Origin of the sequence: Streptomyces tailanensis, assembly GCF_008386495.1 — a bacterium.
Classification (GTDB): domain Bacteria; phylum Actinomycetota; class Actinomycetes; order Streptomycetales; family Streptomycetaceae; genus Streptomyces; species Streptomyces tailanensis.
In genome coordinates this window covers 1-18,589 of the sequence record NZ_VTHJ01000072.1, presented here as the reverse complement: position 1 = coordinate 18,589, position 18,589 = coordinate 1, and the positions used below count along the sequence as shown (strand labels likewise).

The 18,589-nt window shown below is 70.7% G+C and carries 15 protein-coding genes and 3 pseudogenes; 8 read left to right on the top strand and 10 right to left on the bottom strand.

Going from position 1 to position 18,589, the window contains the following annotated elements:
* Positions 1–49 precede the first annotated feature (49 nt).
* Positions 50–616, top strand: a complete 567-nt coding sequence (locus F3T56_RS38885) for a dihydrofolate reductase family protein (RefSeq protein WP_149830188.1) — start codon at positions 50–52, stop codon at positions 614–616.
* Positions 617–698: 82 nt separating this feature from the next.
* A complete protein-coding gene (locus F3T56_RS38880; protein WP_149830187.1) occupies positions 699–1,271 on the top strand; it encodes a dihydrofolate reductase family protein in 573 nt (190 codons plus the stop codon).
* A 155-nt stretch (positions 1,272–1,426) separates the two neighbouring features.
* On the opposite strand, the pseudogene F3T56_RS50495 reads toward F3T56_RS38880, so the two are convergent.
* Positions 1,427–1,564, bottom strand: a pseudogene (locus F3T56_RS50495) (LacI family transcriptional regulator); the annotation flags it as partial.
* A gap of 78 nt (positions 1,565–1,642) precedes the next feature.
* On the opposite strand from F3T56_RS50495, the pseudogene F3T56_RS50355 reads away from it, so the two are divergent.
* Positions 1,643–1,864: pseudogene (locus tag F3T56_RS50355) on the top strand (hypothetical protein); the annotation flags it as partial.
* 62 nt (positions 1,865–1,926) lie between these two features.
* Here F3T56_RS50355 and F3T56_RS38870 read toward each other — a convergent pair.
* The 5 genes and pseudogenes from F3T56_RS38870 to F3T56_RS38850 form a co-directional block, all read right to left on the bottom strand.
* On the bottom strand, positions 1,927–3,123 hold the full coding sequence (locus F3T56_RS38870; RefSeq protein ID WP_149830186.1) for a cytochrome P450 family protein: 1,197 nt from the start codon (positions 3,121–3,123) through the stop codon (positions 1,927–1,929).
* Positions 3,120–4,361, bottom strand: a complete 1,242-nt coding sequence (locus F3T56_RS38865; protein ID WP_216373063.1) for an MAB_1171c family putative transporter — start codon at positions 4,359–4,361, stop codon at positions 3,120–3,122. Before F3T56_RS38865 ends, F3T56_RS38870 begins: the two co-directional genes overlap by 4 nt.
* Positions 4,358–4,915, bottom strand: a complete 558-nt coding sequence (locus F3T56_RS38860; protein ID WP_149830185.1) for a regulator component — start codon at positions 4,913–4,915, stop codon at positions 4,358–4,360. The genes F3T56_RS38865 and F3T56_RS38860 overlap by 4 nt, the downstream gene beginning before the upstream one ends.
* Positions 4,916–5,058: 143 nt before the next feature.
* Entirely contained in the window at positions 5,059–5,547 is a 489-nt protein-coding gene (locus tag F3T56_RS38855) for a helix-turn-helix domain-containing protein (protein WP_246204300.1), read from the bottom strand.
* Positions 5,548–5,745: 198 nt separating this feature from the next.
* Positions 5,746–6,121, bottom strand: a pseudogene (locus tag F3T56_RS38850) (VOC family protein).
* A gap of 448 nt (positions 6,122–6,569) precedes the next feature.
* Between F3T56_RS38850 and F3T56_RS38845 the strand changes: the two are divergent.
* Complete coding sequence (locus F3T56_RS38845; protein ID WP_149830184.1) at positions 6,570–10,613, top strand: nSTAND1 domain-containing NTPase; 4,044 nt, start codon at positions 6,570–6,572, stop codon at positions 10,611–10,613.
* A 174-nt stretch (positions 10,614–10,787) separates the two neighbouring features.
* Here F3T56_RS38845 and F3T56_RS38840 read toward each other — a convergent pair whose 3' ends face one another.
* From F3T56_RS38840 to F3T56_RS38830, 3 genes are read right to left on the bottom strand one after another with little or no spacing between them, the layout of a single operon-like run.
* On the bottom strand, positions 10,788–11,327 hold the full coding sequence (locus F3T56_RS38840; protein ID WP_246204299.1) for a hypothetical protein: 540 nt from the start codon (positions 11,325–11,327) through the stop codon (positions 10,788–10,790).
* A 35-nt stretch (positions 11,328–11,362) separates the two neighbouring features.
* Positions 11,363–12,094 carry a TIGR03943 family putative permease subunit gene (locus F3T56_RS38835; RefSeq protein WP_149830183.1) on the bottom strand — a complete coding sequence of 244 codons (732 nt, stop codon included), beginning with the start codon at positions 12,092–12,094 and terminating at the stop codon, positions 11,363–11,365.
* Positions 12,091–13,017: a permease gene (locus F3T56_RS38830; protein ID WP_246204306.1), complete on the bottom strand. Its 927-nt coding sequence runs from the start codon at positions 13,015–13,017 to the stop codon at positions 12,091–12,093. Before F3T56_RS38830 ends, F3T56_RS38835 begins: the two co-directional genes overlap by 4 nt.
* Positions 13,018–13,299: 282 nt before the next feature.
* Between F3T56_RS38830 and rpmF the strand changes: the two genes are divergently transcribed.
* The gene (gene rpmF / locus F3T56_RS38825) at positions 13,300–13,470 is read left to right on the top strand and encodes a 50S ribosomal protein L32 (RefSeq protein ID WP_149830182.1); all 171 of its coding nucleotides are present in this window, start codon (positions 13,300–13,302) and stop codon (positions 13,468–13,470) included.
* A 10-nt stretch (positions 13,471–13,480) separates the two neighbouring features.
* Complete coding sequence (locus tag F3T56_RS38820; protein WP_149830198.1) at positions 13,481–14,614, top strand: GTP-binding protein; 1,134 nt, start codon at positions 13,481–13,483, stop codon at positions 14,612–14,614.
* A gap of 251 nt (positions 14,615–14,865) precedes the next feature.
* On the opposite strand, the gene F3T56_RS38815 is transcribed toward F3T56_RS38820, so the two are convergent.
* On the bottom strand, positions 14,866–16,779 hold the full coding sequence (locus tag F3T56_RS38815) for an NAD-binding protein (protein ID WP_149830181.1): 1,914 nt from the start codon (positions 16,777–16,779) through the stop codon (positions 14,866–14,868).
* Between the two features lie 235 nt (positions 16,780–17,014).
* On the opposite strand from F3T56_RS38815, the gene F3T56_RS38810 reads away from it, so the two are divergent.
* Both F3T56_RS38810 and F3T56_RS38805 read left to right on the top strand, forming a co-directional pair.
* Positions 17,015–17,674 carry a hypothetical protein gene (locus F3T56_RS38810; protein ID WP_172639351.1) on the top strand — a complete coding sequence of 220 codons (660 nt, stop codon included), beginning with the start codon at positions 17,015–17,017 and terminating at the stop codon, positions 17,672–17,674.
* Positions 17,675–17,834: 160 nt separating this feature from the next.
* Positions 17,835–18,440, top strand: coding sequence for a sigma-70 family RNA polymerase sigma factor (locus tag F3T56_RS38805; RefSeq protein WP_149830180.1), 606 nt, complete (start codon positions 17,835–17,837; stop codon positions 18,438–18,440).
* The last annotated feature ends 149 nt before the right edge of the window (positions 18,441–18,589 follow it).

The following is an 18,589-nucleotide window of genomic DNA, read 5'->3' as shown; positions in this document are numbered from 1 at the left end:
AACCAGGCCGACCCCGGCCCCCACAGCACCCACTCCAAGGAGACAACTCATGGGAAAGATCACGCACTTCGTGGCGCAGTCGCTCGACGGCTTCATCGAGGGACCGAACGGCGAGTTCGACTGGCCGGTCATGGACGCCGAACTCTCCGCCTACGCCCGGAGCCTGACAGCCGATTGCGACGCCTTCCTCTACGGCCGCAAGGTGTGGGACGGGATGTCCGGCTACTGGCCGCGGGCCGAGGTGATCTCCACCGACCCCCACGACCTGGCCTTCGCCCCGATCTGGCGCCGGCACCCCAAAATCGTGGTCTCCAGGACCCTGCAGAAGGCCGACTGGAACACGCGGGTCATCGGCGAGAACGTCGTCGAGGAGCTCACCGCCCTCAAGGAGTCCGGTACCGACATGCTGATGTTCGGCGGTTCCGAACTCGCCGCGCACCTCACGGAACACGGCCTGATCGACGAGTACCAGATCACCGTCCACCCGACGGTGCTCAGGGGCGGACGGCCCGCCTTCCAGCCGGCGAAAGAACGCGTCAACGTGCGGCTGATCGAAGCGAGGACCTTCGACTCCCAGGTGGTCCTGATGCGCTATGCCCGCGCTACGGCCGATTAGTTTCTGCGCACACCAGAGTCAGTACTCCCGTAACCACAAGGTTGAAGCGGGAACCAGCAACAGCTATCCAGGAGATCTAGAGATGCGTACGTTGATCAGCACTGCTTTCGTCTCGCTCGACGGTGTCGTGGAGGCCCCGGGCGGCGAGCCCGGCTACCGGAACTCCGGCTGGACCTTCAAGGACATCGAGTTCATCCCGGAGGCGTTCGAGATCAAGGGCCGGGAGCAGCAGGAGGCCACGGCGATGATGATGGGCCGGGTCAGCTATGAGGCGTTCAGCCCGGTCTGGCCCGGCATGGAGGAATTTGCCGAGTACAAGGACATGCCGAAGTACGTCGTCTCCACCAGCCTCGGCGAGGACGCCCTGGTGTCGAACTGGGGGGAGACCACGGTCCTGCGCTCTCTCGACGAAGTGGCCGCGCTGAAGAAGACCGAGGGAGGACCGATCATCGTTCACGGCAGTGCCACCCTGAATCGGAACCTCTCCGACGCCGGTCTGATCGACCGCTACCACCTGCTCGTCTTCCCGTTGCTGCTCGGCGCGGGCAAGCGGCTGTTCAGCGACACGGACAAGGACACCCAGAAGCTGAAGCTCGTCGAGCACGAGGCATACGCCAACGGCCTGCAGAAGAACGTCTTCGACGTCATCCACTGACGCTGCGCCACTCTCGCACTGCTGGCGGCGTAACCCACCGTTAGCAACAGAGCAATACCAGGTCAGGCCCGGTGCTGAGGGATCAGCACCGGGCCTGACCTGCTGTGCGGCCCCGTTTTGGGAACCACTTGGGAATCCGGCTCCTGTGGGAGCCGCTACCGGAGAGTAGCCGCGCGCGTGCGCGGGAGGCCGTTGAGCACGCGCACCGGAGACGTGGGGCACATCGCGAGCCGGGCGTCGAGGGCTGCCTCCGACTGCCCGGTCAGGCCAAGCATGAGGCGCTTGCTCATGCCGAACCTGAGCAAGCACGCACCCTCGACGGTGATCTGAGCTCGCTGGCCAGTGCCGCTGCGCCAAGGATTCTGTGTGAGCTGTCGGAGACCGATGCGTCGTTCTTCGGCATGACGATGACGCGGACCGCTTCCTCGCGGAACCCCGACCAGGGCGCGAAGCAGGAGGGCCAGGCCGCGATCTTCGGCAAGGAGTGGGTCGCGGGCACCATCGCGGACGACACCACGTCCGACTACAGCCACATCCGCAAGGTCTCCGACACCGTGGTCGACTTGGTGATGTCGGAGGGTGACGCGGTCCACCAACCAGGCGCTCGCCGCCCCCGAGACCTGGCGCGCCGGCGACCACCGTCGTTACTGGCGTCTCACCGACGGCACACGACGAGCGGCAGGGCCGTGAGGCCGCGCATCAGGCGGGTGTGGCGCCAGGTCAGTTTCTCGGCGGGGACTGCCAGGCGGGCGTTGGGGAAGCGGGTGATGAGGGAGCGGAGGGCGAGTTCGGCTTCGGCTCGGGCCAGGGGGGCTCCCAGGCAGCGGTGGATGCCGTGGCCGAAGGCCAGGTGGCCGGTGGCGGCGCGAGAGAGGTCGAGTCGGTCGGGGGCGGGGAAGCGGTGGGGGTCGCGGTTGGCGGCGCCGGGGGCGATGAGTACCGGGGCGCCTGCGGGGATCTCGGTGGCGCCGAGGGTGAGCGGGTCGGTGGTGTAGCGGAATGTTGCGATGCCTACGGGGGAGTCGAAGCGCAGTAGTTCGTCCAAGGCGTTTTCGAGGAGGTGGGGTTCTGACCTCAACTGGGCCAATGACTCCGGGCGTTGGAGAAGTGCCAGGGCCGCGTTGCCGATGAAGTTGGTCGTCGTCTCGTGGCCCGCCACCAGGAGGAGGACGGCGAGTGAGACGAGTTCTTCCTCCGTCAGGCGGTCCTGGCCGTCCTGGCCGTCTCGGGCGGCAATGAGGTCGTCGAGCAGGGTCTCGCCGGGGGACTTGCGGGTGGCGGCGACCAGGTCGGTCATGTAGTGGGCGATGGCGTGGGAGGCGGCGTCGATCCGGGCGGGGGCTCCGGCGGCGAACAGGTCGCTGGACCAGGTGCGCACGAGCGGGCGGTCGGATTCGGGTACGCCCAGCATCTCGCAGATGACGGTGACTGGGAGGGGTACCGCGAGGGTTTCGACGAGGTCCACCGGGCCGTGGTCCGGCCAGGCGTCGAGCAACTCGTCGACCAGGGCGGCGATACAGGGGCGCAGGCGGGCGACGGCGCCGGTGGTGAACGCCTTCGTCACCAGGGACCGTAGTCGTGTGTGCTGTGGGGGGTCGGTGGCGAGCATGTTCTGGGAGACCGCCGGGTGGAGATCGCGCGGTGAGGGACGGTCCGCGAAGAAGCGTGCGGTGTTCTTCGAGAGGCGGGGATCGGTGAACGCCGCCCGGGCCTCCGCGTAGCCCGTGACCAGGTAGCTGTAGCGGCCTCCGGAACCCGTGGGCACCTTCCGCACCGGGGCGGCGTCGCGCAGCCGGGCGTAGGTCGGGTAGGGGTCGGCGAAGAAGCGCGGGTCCTGCAGCGGGTCGGTCACGCTTGGGGGTCCGTTCCGGAGGGTGCCAGTTCGTCGGTGGCGTCGTCGGTTGCGGTGCGTGCGATCTCGTCCTGTGCGTAGGCGTGGGCGACGAGGAGCAGCCACTCGGTCTCGGCGCGGAGATTGCCCGCCCGGGAGGCGGCTCCGGGGGCCGGCAGTGCGGCGTCCGGCCGCGGTTCGCTGCCGGTCTTCTTCGCGTGTACGGCGGCCCGCAGGATCGCGGCCTCCACGATCGCGTCCCCTTCCGGGGTGTCGGTCAGGCCGCGTGCGGCAACAGCCCGTTCGGCGTTCTCCTGGACTCGTGGGGAACGGTGGGGGCGGAGGGCGAGCCCGCCGTCGTTGATCTCGATGACCCGGCGGTGGAGGAGGAAGTCGGGGTCGTCCGCGTCGCCGTCCGCACCTCGCGCGGCGCCCGCCACGGTCAGGACCACTTCCGGTGTCGCGCCGGTGATGTCCGCCCACAGGGGGGCGAGCGCGGCGTAGGACCGCGACTCCCATCGGCGGCGCAGGAACTGACTGAACGGCCAGGCCACCGCCGGGAGCGTCAGCCCCAGCGTGATGAGGAGTACGGCCAGGGCCGGCGCCGTCACGCTGAAGACGCAGCGGACGGGGCTGATGGGCGTCGAGCAGCGGACGCCGTGCGGAAGGAGGTTCAGTTCGAGCCCGATGGACACCAGGCCGAACACCTTGTACGCGGCGTACAGCAGGGCGAAGAGGCAGCCGGCGGCGGTGATGCGCAGTCCGACGCGCTGGCTCCTGCGCCGTGAGTGCTTGGCCTGTTTCCAGGTCTGCTGACCGAAATCCTTCGCGGTGACACCGAGATACGTGATGTAGATCAGCACGTAGAGCGCGTACAGCTGGGGCGAGTCGTCGTTGAGCTGGCCGGCGGCGAACAGTGCCGTCATGCCGGTGACGGAGATCGTGAGGAAGAGCACCCGTACCCGGATGCTTCGTCCGGCCTGGTCGGGCTCCAGGTTGAGCTGGAGCATGAACGCCAGGACGGAGGTCGCGGCGGCCAGCGTGAACGAGTTGCTGAGGAGACGGCCGACGCCGGGGACGACGCTTTCGGCGGCGGCTTCCACGAACGACACGTACGAGGCGAAGGCCAGGGCGAAGGACACCAGCAGCGCGGCCATGGCCCAGGTGCCGGTCGGCCGGTGGCCGCCCCGCCCGCGAACCCAGTAGCCGGCGGCGAGGAGAAGCACGATGGCCACGCCCGCGAACAAGAGGTCGATCATCGGAGCCGGCGGCCCTTCTTGGTGGATTTGGCGAACGTCGACTTGGACTTGGTCGATTTGGCGAACAAGGCCTCCCAGCGTTCGGCGCCCTTCTCGGGCTCGCTGGGGGGAAGTTCACGTCCGCGGTAGATGTGCTGCCGGATGACGGTGGCCATCATCTCGGCCTCGCGCTCGTCGTCCGTGGAGTAGCTCGTGCGTCCGTTCATCCGCTGGACGAGGGTGGGGCTGAAGCCGATGGCGCGCAGGGCGTCGGCGTCCAGCTCCAGGCTGCCGGGGTGGTCGCAGATGATGTGGCTGACCTCGTGCGCGAGTATGTGGTTCTGATGCAGGGCGGACGTGCCCTCCTCGTAGAAGAGGAGGTCGGCGTCGGGTGTCTCCAGGCGGATTCCGCACGGGGCGTCGATCGCGCCGAGCGTGTTCAGGGGGCGGAGGATGATCGGACGGCCGCGCATCTCCGCCACGGCGTCGCACAGGTCCCGGGTGTTGAAACGGTGGGGGAGCCGCAGCGCGTCCACGCGCTCTTCGCACTCGCGGCGAAGCCGCCCAAGGTCCATGTCCGCCCAAGGTCCATGTCCGGTCTGTGATCCGGAATCCCCGGCACCGGATCACTCGAAAGCTTAGGCGAATGGCCAGAGCGGTCAAAGAGAATCCCTGCTCTCTGACCGAATGGCCGGAAACCGCGTGCTGTCAGGTACCGCTAGTCATCCAGGTTGAGGGTGTTCGGCTGTGTTCCGCCCGGGAGGCCCTCCAGGATCCGGGCCTGCTCGATCACCGCCGTCACCATCTGCAGGGTCTCCGTGCTCAGGCCGTTGGCGCGCAGGGCGACGGTGCGGACGTTCCGGTCTCGCATGGCGGCGAGGACGGCGATCTCCGCGCGGGTGCGGTGGGCGGCCTCCTCGTCGACGAAGTACCCGGCGGGTACGCCGAAGAAGTCGGCGAGCGCCTTGATGGTGTGCATCGTGGGGTTCTTCTTGGCGCCGGTGCGCAGTTGCTGGATCGCGCTCGCGGTGAGCCCCTTGCCCTGGCCTCCCGAAGCCTCCCGGATGCCCTCGGCGACCTCGGCGTACGTGTAGGGCCCGCGACTTTCCGGGTGGACCTCCTTGAACAGGTAGTCCAGCAGTTGCGCGAAGGTGCGTGGCTCGTCGCCTTCAGTCACGTCGCCCTCTGTCACGTCGGCCTCTGTCACGTCCGGTACGTCCTTGTCCTGATCGTCGCTGCGTCCACTCTGGTGCGTGATGAGCGCGGAAAGCGGTGGCTTCCGAACAACTCTAGTTGACGATCGACCGCAACTAAGGTGTACGTTCTCCGGGGGTTGCTCACACCAGAGTGTTCCTCCGGCGGGTGGCCGGGTTCCACGGGGGTGCGCCCGGCCACCTCGCGGTCGTTACGACGGTTCCTGGAGGACGGAGAGCACGTTTCCGGCGGGGTCGGTGAACCATGCGATCAGGGGGGCCGCCGCCGCGGAAGATGCCCTTCTCGTCCGCCTTGAGGTGGTCGTAGCGCTCGAAGCGGACGCCCCTGCCGGCGAGTTCGTCGACCGCCTTCTCGATGTCGTCCACGGGGAAGTTGAGGATCGTGTACGTGGCCGGGGTGTGGTCGGCCTTGGGGTAGACCAGGATGTCTCGGCCGCCCGCGATGTGCAGGGTCAGCATGCCGTTCTGCTCGGACACGCGGAGTCCGAGTGTCTCGCCGTAGAACTTCCTGGCCGCGTCGATGTCGTCCACCGAGAAGCCGCTGAACGCCTTCGTCGTACCGAACATGATCGCCTCCTGGGCAGTGGCTCCTGTTCCTGTACTGGTTCCAGTCTTCTAGGACCGGCGGCGCGGTGCGAACTCATCGGTCTCACACGTCCGGCACCGGTCCCTCCCCACGTGGGGACCGGTGCCGGACGGTGCGGGGATGTCGATCCTTGTCAGGGGACAGGGATCGAGGGGCTGAGGTGGGCGCGGAGGGCTTCGTCGCTGAAGGTGGCTGAGGGTGACCGAAAACGTATGGCGTCATGAAGGAGCGCTCCGGCGCTGGGCCGGTGGCCTGCGCGGGACACCAGGTCGTCGCGGTGGTTGGCCATGATCCTGCCAGCCGGGGATCACGGCGAGGAAGGTCCGGAACCAGCCGGACGGCTTCGTCGCAGGTCAGCCATATAAAGTGAGTTTTCCGGTCCGGATGTCCAGGTAGTCCAGGTAGTGGGGGAAGCAAGGGGAGGAAGCCTTGAGTCACGACTCAGGCGCGCGTACAGCCTTCGCGGAACGTCTCGCGCTGCTCTACAAGGAAGCGGGCAATCCTCCCCTCAAAAGCGTGTCCGAATCCGTCGTACGGCTACAGCGGGTCGACGAACGCGGGCGGCCCGTGCGGGTGTCCGTGCAGCGGATCAGCGACTGGCGGCGGGCGAGGAACGTGCCCGCGCAGTTCGCCGCGCTGGCCGCCGTACTGCAGGTCCTGATACCCGAGGCCCGGCGCCTGCGGCCCGCCCCCGTGTCCAAGGGCCTGTACGACATGGCCCAGTGGCAGCGGTTGTGGGAGCGGGCCGTGGCCGACCCGGCCGGCGAGCGCCCGGCGACGGCCGCCACATCGGAGGAGGAGCAGCGCCCCACCGTCGAGGGCCCGCCCGTCCCCGGCGGTGTCTGCCCCTACCGGGGCCTCGCCTCGTACCGGCAGCAGGACGCCCGCTGGTTCTTCGGGCGGGAGCGCAGTACGGACGCCCTCGTCGCCCAGCTGCGCTCGGCGGCGCGAACGGGCGGGCTGGTCATGCTCGTGGGCGCGTCCGGGGCCGGGAAATCGTCCCTGTTGAACGCCGGGCTGGTGCCCGCGGTGCGGGAGGGCGCGCTGGGCGAGGCCGTCGGCGGAGCGGGCGAGGGCGGCGAGGTGCTCCAACTCGTGCCGGGAGCCGATCCGCTCGGGGAGCTGACCCGTCACATACCCGGGCTCGGGACTGTCGTGTCCGCCGCGTATGAGCCCGGCACCCCGGTGTTCGCCGACGCAGTACGGGAGGCGGTCGCGACGTGGGCACACCGCGAGACGCCCTCCCCCAACAGTTCGCCTGCCCCAGGCGAAACCCGCACCCCCACCCGCCCCGTCCTCATCGTCGACCAGTTCGAGGAGGCCTTCACTCTCTCCTCCGACGAGGCCGATCGCCGTACGTTCATCCAGTTGCTCAGCGCCGCGTGCACGCCCGGCCGCGGCGGTGAACCGGCGCCGGCGCTCGTCGTGCTCGGGGTGCGGGCCGACTTCTACGAGCAGTGCCTCGGGTATCCGGAGCTGGCCGACGCGTTGCAGCACCGGCACATGGTGCTCGGGCCGCTGACCACCGCCGAGCTGCGGGAAGCGGTGACGGGCCCGGCGAAGGCCGTGGGGCTGGAGCTGGAGCCGGGCCTTGCGGAGCTGATCGTGCGGGAGGTGAGCGCGGACGGGCCGCGTGGGGCGCACGACGCCGGCGCGCTGCCGTTGCTGTCGCACGCCCTGCTCGTGACCTGGCAGCGGCGGAAGGCGGGGCGGCTGACGCTGGCCGGGTACCGGGCGGCGGGCGGTATCCAGGGGGCGGTGGCGGCGACCGCCGAACAGGCGTGGTCGGCGCTTGATCCGGCGGGCCGTACGGCGGCCCGGTTGCTGCTGCTGCGTCTGGTCCGGCTGGGCGAGGACACGCAGGCCACGCGGCGGCGGGGGACGCGCCGTCAGCTGGCGGACGGGGCAGCGGACCCGGACAAGACGCAGGAGTCACTGGAGGCGCTGGTCCGCGCCCGGCTGCTGACACTCGACGCGGAGACCGTGGAGATCACCCACGAGGCGCTGCTGCACGCCTGGCCCCGGCTGCGCGGCTGGATCGACGAGGGCCGGGGCGACCATCTGCTGCGCCAGCGGCTTGAGGAGGACGGCCGGTCCTGGGAGGACTCCGAGCGCGACGCCTCGCTGCTGTACCGGGGTTCGCGTCTCGAACAGGCCCAAAGCTGGGCGAGTACCGCCGGTGACACCCTGCTGACCCGTAGCGCGATGGAGTTCCTGGCGGCCTCGGTGAGGCTGCGCAAGCGCACGGTCCGGCTTCGCCGGAGCGCCGTGTCGGCCCTGGTCGTCCTCGCGATCCTGGCCGTCGGCTCGGCGGTGGTGGCGTGGCAGCAGCGCAACGACGCGGTGTTCGAGCAGGTGGTCGCCGAGGCCGACCGCGTCCAGTACACGGATCCGTCGCTGTCCGCCCAGCTCGACCTGGTGGCCCACGGTCTGCGCCCGGACGACGAGGGCACGAACAACCGGCTGATCTCGATCGTCAACGCGCCCCTGGCCACCCCGCTCCTCGGCCACGGCGGCGCCGTCTACCTCACGAGCTTCAGCCCGGACGGCCGCACGCTGGCCACCGCCAGCTACGACCGGACCGTACGCCTGTGGAACGTCGCCGACCGGTCCCGTCCCAAAGCCCTCGGCAAGCCCCTCACCGGCCACACCAACTGGGTGAGCACCGCCGTCTTCAGCCCCGACGGCAGCGCCCTCGCCAGCGCCGGCGACGACGGCACGATCCGCCTGTGGGACGTACGCGATCCGGCCGCCCCGAAGCCGATCGGCGCGCCCCTGACCGGCGACAACGGAACGATCTACCTCCTCGCCTTCAGCCCGGACGGCAGGACGCTGGCCTCGGTCGGCGAGGACACGACCGTACGGCTGTGGGACGTGGCCGATCCGCGGCGGGCGTCCGCGCTCGGGGCGCCGCTCACCGGCCACACCGCGCCCGTACGGGCCGTGGCGTTCAGCCCCGACGGGCGGACCATGGCCACCGGTGGCGACGACAACGTGGTCCGGCTGTGGAACACGGCGGACCCGCGTCGTCCGGTGCCGCTCGGCCGGGTGCTGAAGGGGCACACGGCCACCGTGCACTCGCTGGCGTTCAGCCCCGACGGCCGTACGCTCGCGAGCGGCAGTTCGGACAACACCGTACGGCTGTGGGACGTGGCCGATCCGGGGCGGGCGTCCGCACTCGGGGCGCCGCTGACCGGGCACACCGGGCCCGTGTGGTCGGTGGCGTTCAGTCCGGACGGGAGGATGCTGGCCGCGGCGAGCGCGGACAGTACGGCGAGTCTGTGGAACGTGGCGGATCCGTCGTACGCGTCGAAGGTGGGCGAGCCGCTCGCCGGGGCGAGCGGCGAGATGTTCGCGCTGGCGTTCAGCCCGGACGGCCGGACCCTCGCGACCGGGAGCGGGGACGGCAAGGTCCGGCTGTGGGCGGTGCCGACGTCGGACATGGTCGGCCAGAACGGAGCGTTCCGCCCGGACGGGAGGGTGCTCGCCACGGCCGGGCAGAACGGCCGGGTCCGGCTGTGGAACGTGGCGGAGCCCGGCCGCCGCCCCGTGGCGCTGAGCGAACCGTTCATGGAGGCGGACGACGGCAATCGCGCCCTGGAGTTCTCCCCCGACGGCCGCACCCTCGCCATCGTGGCCAGCAACCGGGCGCTGCACCTGTGGGACGTCAGCGACCCCACCCAACCGGTCCGCCACAGGCAGCCCGTCGCACTGCGCACCCGCTACACCGACGCGCTGGCCTACAGCCCGGACGGCCGCACGCTGGCCACCGTCTACGACGACCACACCGTCCAGCTGTGGAGCGTCACCGACCCGTCCCGCCCCGTCCCGTTCGCCAAGCGGCTCACCGGCCACAAGGGCTACATCCTCGCCCTCGTCTTCAGCCCCGACGGCCGCACGCTCGCCAGCGGCAGCGCCGACGGCACCGTCCGCCTGTGGAACGTGGCCGCCCCGGCCCGCGCCACCCGCCTCGGCGACCCCCTCTTCGACCACCACGGCTCCGTCAGCGACCTCGCCTACAGCCCGGACGGGAAGACGCTGGCCAGCGCGGGCGACGACGACAAGGTCCGGCTCTGGGACGTCGACGACCCCCGCGAGGCGACCCTGCTGGGCTCGCCGCTCACCGGCCACACCGAGGCGATCGTTTCGCTGTCGTACAGCGAGGACGGCCGGACCCTGGCCAGCGGCGGCAACGACAACACCGTACGGCTGTGGAACGTCGCCGACCCCGCCGACGCCTCCCCCATCGGCCAGTCCATGAGCCCCAACGCCAGAACCGGCAACTTCCTCTCCTTCAGCCCCCGGGGCCACATACTCGGCGTCTCCAGCGGCGCCGACACCGTACGGCTGTGGAACCTGGACGTGGACGAGGCGGTCCGGCACATCTGCGCGACCACGCGGGGCGTTCTGACCCCGGAGAAGTGGAACGAGTACCTGCCGCGACTGTCGTACGAGCCGCCGTGCGAGGAGTGAGGCCGGGTGGGCGCCGGGTCCGGCGCCGGGCGCCTCGGCGAGTGATCCCGATCACAACTTCTCAACACAATCGAACAGTCGGCTCCCGTCGGACCAGCGAGCTTGTTAGCCTTGGCCATAGCCCGGTCGCTGGTGCATCCCCCGTCGCCAGCGACCGGGCGTTCGCGTGCGCGCCTAACGACCGCCTCCGGCGCCTCCGGCCACGGTGAGCCAGTGCGCGATCCGGCGGACGGTCGTCTCGTCGAGCCGGTCCACCAGCGCCGCCACGGCCGCCGAGTCGTCCGGCGAGAGGTCGTAGACACCCGCCTTGCTCAGCCCCGCCATGAGTACCTGCTGCCGCCGGTCGGTCATCCGCTCCGCGAGCTTGCCGGTTTCCTTGGCGGGCGCGCCGGGGGTTTCGGACGTCGGTTGCGGCGCGGCTGCCGGTGCCCCGTGCCGCTCCCACCCGCCGTCCTTCGGACCCCACAGCGCGACCACCGGGTCGTCGCCGCGCGCCCGGAGGGTCTGGGTCATCTCCCCCACCGCGTACTGCACGGGGATGCGGTGGGGCGACTGAGCGCCCACCCGCCAGGAGTCCGACGAGGGCTCGTGGAACATCGCGACCCAGCGGGGAGCACCGGGCGGCGGCTGCGGGCTCGGGGACGGTGTCTGCATGGCGTCCACCCTTCGGATGAGGATCACGTACGGCGTCGCTACGGCGTTGCCGGTGACCATAACTGACGGTCCATCAGCTATCCAGAGGTGGACCGTCAGCCGTTCCAGGCCTCGTCGTACGGGTCCTGCGGTGCCTTGACCGGCTTGGTCGCGGTGACGTCGAGGAAGGGGATGGCGGTGCCGTTGACGGGGTCCTTGGCCTGCTTCGGGGTGTACGTGCCGGTCACCTCGATCCAGGTGTCCGGCTGGAGAACGGCGGGGAGGTCGCCGGAGAGGGCGACCTTGACGGGCTGGGCATCCGCTGCACAGCAGTTGAGGGCCATGCGGACCAAGTACGGGGTGCCGTCGCCGCCGAGGGCGAGGAAGCCGGTGACCTTGAGTTCGCGGTCGGCGAGGGCGCGGCCCTTGTCGTAGACGGCGCGCCCGGCGTAGTCGGCGACGCTGAGGCGGAGGGGACCGTCGGCGGGCAACTCGGGGTAACCCCAGGGCTGTTCCTGGAGGGCGGTGCCGGTGCGCATGGCGGTGTAGGAGCCGGCGGCGGGCGGGGCGACCAGGACCAGGGCGAGGAGCGGGAGGACGAGGAGCCAGGAGACCCGGGGTTCGCGGTGTGTATGGGCCTTCTGGGAGTCCTGTGGGTCCCGGTTCTCGCTCTGCTTGCGGCCGTACCAGACCGTGGCTGTCGCGGCCGCTATCAGCACCACGCCCGCGCCGATCAGCAGCGGGCGCAGACCGGCCTTGACGTAACGGAGGTACAGGTCGGTGAAGCCGGCGTGCAGGAGGCCGCCGCCGGTGAGGAAGAGGACGACGGTCTGGGCCTGGCGGTTCACAGGAACACCGTCCCGACGAGGGCCGACACCAGGATCGCGAGGGCGAAGGTGGCGGGCGCGAAGCGGAGGGCGAAGGCGCGGCCGAAGGTGGCGGTCTGCATGGCGAAGAGTTTCAGGTCGATCATCGGGCCGACGACCAGGAAGGTCAGCCGGGAGGTCAGGGAGAACTGGGTCAGCGAGGCCGCCACGAACGCGTCCGCCTCGGAGCAGATGGAGAGCAGCACGGCCAGGACGGCGAGGGCGAGGATGGCGACGATCCAGTTGTCGGCGGCGGCGTTCAGCCAGCTCGCCGGGACCACCGCCTTGAGCGTGGCCGCCGCCATCGCGCCGACGACGAGGAAGCCTCCCGCGTGCATCACGTCGTGCCGCACCGAGCCCCAGAACGCCGCGCCTTTGCTCTGGCCCTCGTAGGACGGGCGCTCCGGTGGGCGCATCCACTCGCCCCGGCCCAGCCGTTGCCACAGCCAGCCCATCGCGCACGCCACCAGCAGGCTCGCCACGAACCGGGCGAGCACCATCTCGGGGTTCCCCGGGAAGGCGACGGCGGTCGCGGTCAGCACGATCGGGTTGATCGCGGGGGCGGAAAGGAGGAAGGCGAGCGCCGCCGCGGGGGTGACCCCTCGCCTCACCAAGGCGCCCGCCACCGGCACCGACGCACACTCGCACCCCGGCAGCACCACCCCGGCCATCCCCGCCGCCGGCACCGCGAGCGCGGGCCGTTTCGGCAGCGCCCGCGCGAAGAACGACGCCGGCACGAACACCGCGATCACCGCCGACAGCAGCACCCCGAGCACGAGGAACGGCAGCGCCTGTACGACCACCGCCACGAACACCGTCATCCAGCTCTGCGTCACGGGCGCGGCCAGCACACTGCGGATCGGGCCCTGCGCGGCGACGGCCAGCACCAGCAGCATCGTCAGCAGGAGAGGCGAGTTGAGGTGCCGGCTGTGCGGTTCGGCTTCCTCGGATACGGCTTCCTTGGATACGGCTTCCTTGGATCCGGCTTCCTGGGATATGGCCACGGGGGACGGTACCTCCGTCGGGTTACGGCAGTGCAGTGGTGCGGGGCCGTTCCTCGTCGGCCTCCCCTTTCATACGGCGACGGGGGAGCAACTGCTCATCCACCTCACGCCCCCCTTTTCATAATGGGATCCATTTTCATGTAGCGTGTCGATCCCGACCCGAGCCCGAGGAGGACCGACCCCATGGCCGTACCCAAGCGGAAGATGTCCCGCAGCAACACCCGTCACCGTCGCGCCCAGTGGAAGGCGAGCACGCCGCAGCTGGTGCCGTACACGGTCGACGGCGCCACGTACCTCGTACCGCAGCGGCTGCTGAAGGCGTACGAGCGCGGGCTGATCCACCCCGAGGGCTGACACCGTGACCATGGTCCGGGACCGGCTGCCCGTCACCGTCCTCTCCGGCTTCCTCGGCGCGGGCAAGACCACCCTGCTCAACCATGTCCTCGCCAACCGCGAGGGGCTGCGGGTGGCCGTCATCGTCAACGACATGAGCGAGATCAACATCGACGCCGCCCTCGTGCGCGGCGGCGAGGCGGCGCTGTCGCGCACCGAGGAGCGGCTGGTCGAGATGACCAACGGCTGTATCTGCTGCACCCTGCGCGACGATCTGCTGGAGGAGGTGGACCGGCTGGCGCGGGAGGGCCGTTTCGACTACCTGTTGATCGAGAGCTCCGGAATTTCGGAACCCATGCCCGTCGCCGCCACGTTCGCCTTCGCGCGCGACGACGGGGCCATGCTCGGGGACCTCGCCCGGCTCGACACCATGGTGACGGTCGTCGACGCCGTGAACTTCCTGCCCGAGCTGGCGGGCGGCGACGAGCTCGTCGCACGCGGGCTCGACCAGTACGAGGACGACGAACGCACCGTCAGCGATCTGCTGATGGACCAGATCGAGTTCGCCGACGTGATCGTGCTGAACAAGCTCGACCTCGTCGACACGGCCACCGCCGAGCGGCTCGCCGCGACGCTCGCCCGGCTCAACCCCGCCGCACGGATCGTCCCGGTCAGCCGGGGGCGGGTGCGGGTCGCGGAGGTGCTCGGCACGGGGCGGTTCGACCTCGAACGGGCCCAGCAGGCGCCGGGGTGGGTGCGGGAGCTCAACGGGGATCATGTGCCCGAGACCGAGGAGTACGGCATCTCGTCGACGGTCTTCCGGTCCGAAGTCCCCTTCCACCCGGGGCGGTTGTGGACCTTCGTGACGGAGGGGCTGGACAGCGGGGAGTTCGGGCAGGTCCTCCGCTCGAAGGGCTTCTTCACCCTGGGCAGCCGGCCGCTGGTCGTCGGGCTCTGGTCTCAGGCGGGGTCCGTCGCGCGCTTCGAGCCGACGGCGGCGCGGGACGGGGAGGCGCCGTACGCGCAGGAACTCGTGTTCATCGGGACGGGGTTGCGGGCGGATGCGCTGCGGTCGGCGTTGGCGGGGTGTCTGATGGGCGAGGGCGAGATCGTTGCGGTGGGGGATGATCCGTTTCCCGCGTGGGACGTGTGCGGGGTGGGGTGACCTGGGGAGTTTCTCGCCCCCGCCGCCCCTACCCGTCCCTCCCCCACTCTCGGCTTCGCTCGAGCGGGAGGTTCCCCCATCCAGGGGCTGCGCCCCTTCGACCCCGCTTCGCCTGGGAGCTCGGGGGGTGCGGGTTGTATGGCGGGTGCGGGTTGTGTTGGGTTGCTCGCGCAGTTCCCCGCGCCCCTGAAAGCACGGCCCTGCGGGATGGGAATGGGTAGGGGCGGCGGGGGCGAAAACCCTGGTGGGGATTACCGGCCCGCACCGTCCCGGACCCGGCGCCCCAGCAGCTCCGCCAGGCCGCGCCGGGTGGCGGCCAGGACGACACGGTCCTCGGCGCGGAGCACGTACGTGGGCGGCAGGTCCCAGATCAGGCCCGGCGCCGTACCTGCGCCTCGGTCATCCAGGGCCAGCACCCGCCACACCCCCGCCCGAAACGCCTCCGCCACCGTCCGCCCCTCAAGCCGAGGGTGCCCCCGAACCTCCACCGCCGCAAAAAGCAGCACCCGCCGCTCGACCGGAATCGCCCCCAGAATCTGCCGACCCATCATCGCCCCGGCGAACGCGGGCGCGGCGAGATGCGTGACGCTGCGGCTCCGGGTGAGGGCGTGCGGATGCGCGGCACGGAGGGTGCGATACACGGCGGTGGCGAAGTCGTCGTCGTAGAGGCGGAGGACGACCCGTAGATCGGGGCGTACGGAACGCGCGTACAGCCCCGCCTCCAGGTTCGTGGTGTCGGCGCTGGTGACGGCGAGCAGCGCGTTCGCCCGGTGGATCTTGGCGGCCTCGAGTACACCCTCCTGCGTGACGTCCCCGAGCACCACCGGCACCCGTAGCCGCCGGGCCTCCGCGAGCCCGCGGGCGTCGGGGTCGGCCTCGACGCACACGACGGGAATGTGGAGGTCCCGCAGCCGGGCGAGGACCCGGGTGCCGATCTTGCCGAGGCCGAGGAGGACGACGTGCCCGGACAGCCCGCGCGGCGGCTTCCGCAGGGCCGAACCGCTGCGGAAGGTGCCCAGCGCTTCGAGGACCGCGGCCAGCAGGACCGGCAGCAGCAACAATCCCATCAGCCCGGAGAGGAGTTGGAGGATCTGGCGTGAGTCGCTGCCCTCGGTCGCCGGGTCGTTGATCGCGAAGAGGTCGAGGAGCGTCACATACGTCGCCCGCAGCGGATGTTGCCCGGTGACCACCATCTGAGCGACGGCCAGCCCGAACACACACGCCACCAGCCCCGCGAGCGACAAGCGCAGCCGGCGCGAGAAGAGTGACCCGAACGACCCGAACACCCCCAGCGACCTGCCTGCGGCCCGGCCCTGCGGCAGCGCGGGGCCCGTGTACCGCACGGTGTCCAGTACGACGGTGCCGCGCCCGGCGGCCTCGGCCACCTGCCGTTCGTCGGGCAGGAGTTGGGGCCCGCGCTCCCCGCTGCTCTCGGAACCGTCGGCCCCGGCCGGGTCGTTGGTGGTCGCCGACAGCAGCGCGAGGGTGCACAGGCCCGGCTCCTGACCGGCCCGGCCCGGCGGCCGTTCCACCGCCCGCAGCATCAGCCCGTCCGCGTGGACGACCTTGGTGGTCCCGACGACGGCGGTGGCGGCCAGCGCGGGCGCGGCGGTGTCGGCGTCGGAGAGGACGGTCGTCGAGGCGCCCAAGCCGTCGACTCCGCCGTCGACCCCGCCGTGGGCGGCGCCGCCGCCCGTCGCCAACGCCGAGGCCTGGTCGAGGAGTTCCTCGATGTGCTGGCCCAATCGGCGGTTGTAGAGCCGGAGGACCAGCCGCAGGCGGGGGTTGAGGCGGCGGGCGGTGAGGGCGGCACGGATGTTCGTCTCGTCGTCGTCATACACGAGCGCCAGCGCGGCGGCCCGCTCCACCCAGGCCTCGGCGAGCACGGCTTCGGTGGCTTCGGCCGCCTCCAGGAGAGGTAGTTCGTTGGTTCGGTCGGCTCGCGGGGTGGTTCGGTCGGTGGTCGCTGAATCGCCGTTGCCGGCGGCCCGGTTGACCGCCGCGGACACGAGGTCGAGGAGCGCGGCGGCCCGGGCTCGCCCCACCACCGGGCGCGGTGCGATCCGTGCGGTGGGCGGTACGACGAGGGTCACCTGCTCCCCGTACACGGTGCGCAGTTCGGCGGCGAGCCGATGCGCCAGCCCGTCGTCCCCGCACACGACCATGTGCGCGGCGGAATCAGCCGCTCCGGAATCGGCTGATGTGCGCTGCCGGGCCAGGCCTGTCTGGCTGCTGCTTTGCTGCGAAGGGCTCCCCACGAAGCAGAAGACTGCCTCACGGCATGGCCGGTTCCTGCGTGATCCGGATCACAGTTGCTTGTGTGAGTGCGACGGCGGGTGGACATCCGTACTCAAGGGGGACGGGATGACGACCGGTGTCCGGATGCGAGGATGGGGCGCCATGACCGCAGGGTGGTGCTTACGCACGGTGCGGGCCGCGATGTTCGCGGCCGTCTGCGTGCTGCTCGCCTCCCTGGGCCACGTGCTGATGTCGGGCAGTTCCGTCCCCTGGTGGGCGATGGCGGCCGGGGTCGCCGCGACCGGTGCCGTGGGCTGGTGCCTGGCCGGTCGTGAACGCGGACTCCCGCTGATCGTCGCCGTCGTGGTCGCCGCCCAGACGGCCCTCCACACGGGCTTCTCACTGGCGCAGCCGTCTTCCACAGGCGTGGACGCCGTGGACATGGGCTCCGCCCACATGAATCACACGGTGTCCATGGGTCCGACGGATCACATGGGTCATGTGGACCACACCGGGTACCTCCTGGACGGCTCGTTCGCGTCCTCGTTCGCACCTTCGTCCGGCATGCTCGCCGCTCATCTGCTGGCCGCGCTGTTGTGCGGCCTGTGGCTGGCGTACGGGGAGCGGGCCGCCTTCAATCTGTTGCGGGCCGTGGCCGGGTGGCTTGCCGCGCCGCTGCGGCTGCCGCTCGCGCTGCCGCTGCCGCCTGAGCGGCCACGGCCGCGGGTACGCCGCGGTCGTTCCGACCGTTCGCCGCGACGGTTGCTCCTCGTCCATGCGATCACCTCTCGGGGTCCGCCCGCCGGGACCGCTGTCATCTGACGACAGCCGGTGAAACCGAGGCCGCCACGCGACCGTGCGCGCGCCTTCGGCTCCGGTCGTACGTACGCCGCCCACACGGGCGCCGCTGCCGTACGGCCGCCTTTCCTCACCGGACCTCCGACGTGTGCCCGCGAGCCGTGTCGGTGGTTCGGCTCCCCGGATGACCCGAGAAGGACACCAGGTGATCACCCTTACTACGTCATCGTCGCCGTCTGCTGCCGCGTCGAGCGATGAGTCCATCACCGCCTGGGCTCTCGCCGCGCGCGGTGGCGATCCCGAGGCCGTCGAGCGGTTCGTCGGTGCGCTGCACCGTGACGTCCAGCGGTTCGTCGCCCATCTCTGCGCCGATCCGCAGGTCGTCGACGACCTCGCCCAGGACACGTTTCTGCGGGCGCTCGGCAGTCTGCATCGGTTCGAGGGGCGGTGCTCCGCTCGTACGTGGCTGCTGTCCATCGCGCGGCGGGCGGTGATCGACAGCTTTCGGTACGCGGCGGCTCGGCCTCGGGTGTCCGATGTGGCGGACTGGAGGGTGGCCGTGGAGCGGGCGCAGCCGCGGGGGTTGCCCGGGTTCGATGACGGGATCGCGTTGGCCGATCTGTTGGAGGCGTTGCCCGATGAGCGGCGGGAGGCGTTTGTTCTTACACAGGTGGTGGGGTTGTCGTACGAGGACGCCGCGGGGTTGACCGGGTGCCCCATCGGTACGGTGCGGTCCCGTGTGGCCCGGGCTCGGGCGGCGTTGATGGACCTGGTGATGGCTGCGGCCTGATCCCGCCGGGGTTTTTCCTCGCCCCCGCGGAGGGGCTGCGCCCCTTCGACCCCCGCGAAAGAGCTTCGGTTCAGTCGGTGTGTTGGCGGGTGCGGGTGGGTGGGGGCTTGTCGCGCCCACGCGGCGGAGCCGCACATCGACACAGCCCC

What these genes read in the sequence shown, in the direction of transcription:
- rpmF (WP_149830182.1), top strand. Translation starts at nt 13,300, where the DNA reads ATGGCCGTACCCAAGCGGAAGATGTCCCGCAGCAACACCCGTCACCGT.
- F3T56_RS38805 (WP_149830180.1), top strand. Translation starts at nt 17,835, where the DNA reads ATGACCCGAGAAGGACACCAGGTGATCACCCTTACTACGTCATCGTCG.
- F3T56_RS38810 (WP_172639351.1), top strand. Translation starts at nt 17,015, where the DNA reads ATGACCGCAGGGTGGTGCTTACGCACGGTGCGGGCCGCGATGTTCGCG.
- F3T56_RS38840 (WP_246204299.1), bottom strand. Translation starts at nt 11,327, where the DNA reads ATGGTCACCGGCAACGCCGTAGCGACGCCGTACGTGATCCTCATCCGA.
- F3T56_RS38880 (WP_149830187.1), top strand. Translation starts at nt 699, where the DNA reads ATGCGTACGTTGATCAGCACTGCTTTCGTCTCGCTCGACGGTGTCGTG.
- F3T56_RS38865 (WP_216373063.1), bottom strand. Translation starts at nt 4,361, where the DNA reads ATGATCGACCTCTTGTTCGCGGGCGTGGCCATCGTGCTTCTCCTCGCC.
- F3T56_RS38860 (WP_149830185.1), bottom strand. Translation starts at nt 4,915, where the DNA reads ATGGACCTTGGGCGGCTTCGCCGCGAGTGCGAAGAGCGCGTGGACGCG.
- F3T56_RS38820 (WP_149830198.1), top strand. Translation starts at nt 13,481, where the DNA reads ATGGTCCGGGACCGGCTGCCCGTCACCGTCCTCTCCGGCTTCCTCGGC.
- F3T56_RS38815 (WP_149830181.1), bottom strand. Translation starts at nt 16,779, where the DNA reads ATGGTCGTGTGCGGGGACGACGGGCTGGCGCATCGGCTCGCCGCCGAA.
- F3T56_RS38885 (WP_149830188.1), top strand. Translation starts at nt 50, where the DNA reads ATGGGAAAGATCACGCACTTCGTGGCGCAGTCGCTCGACGGCTTCATC.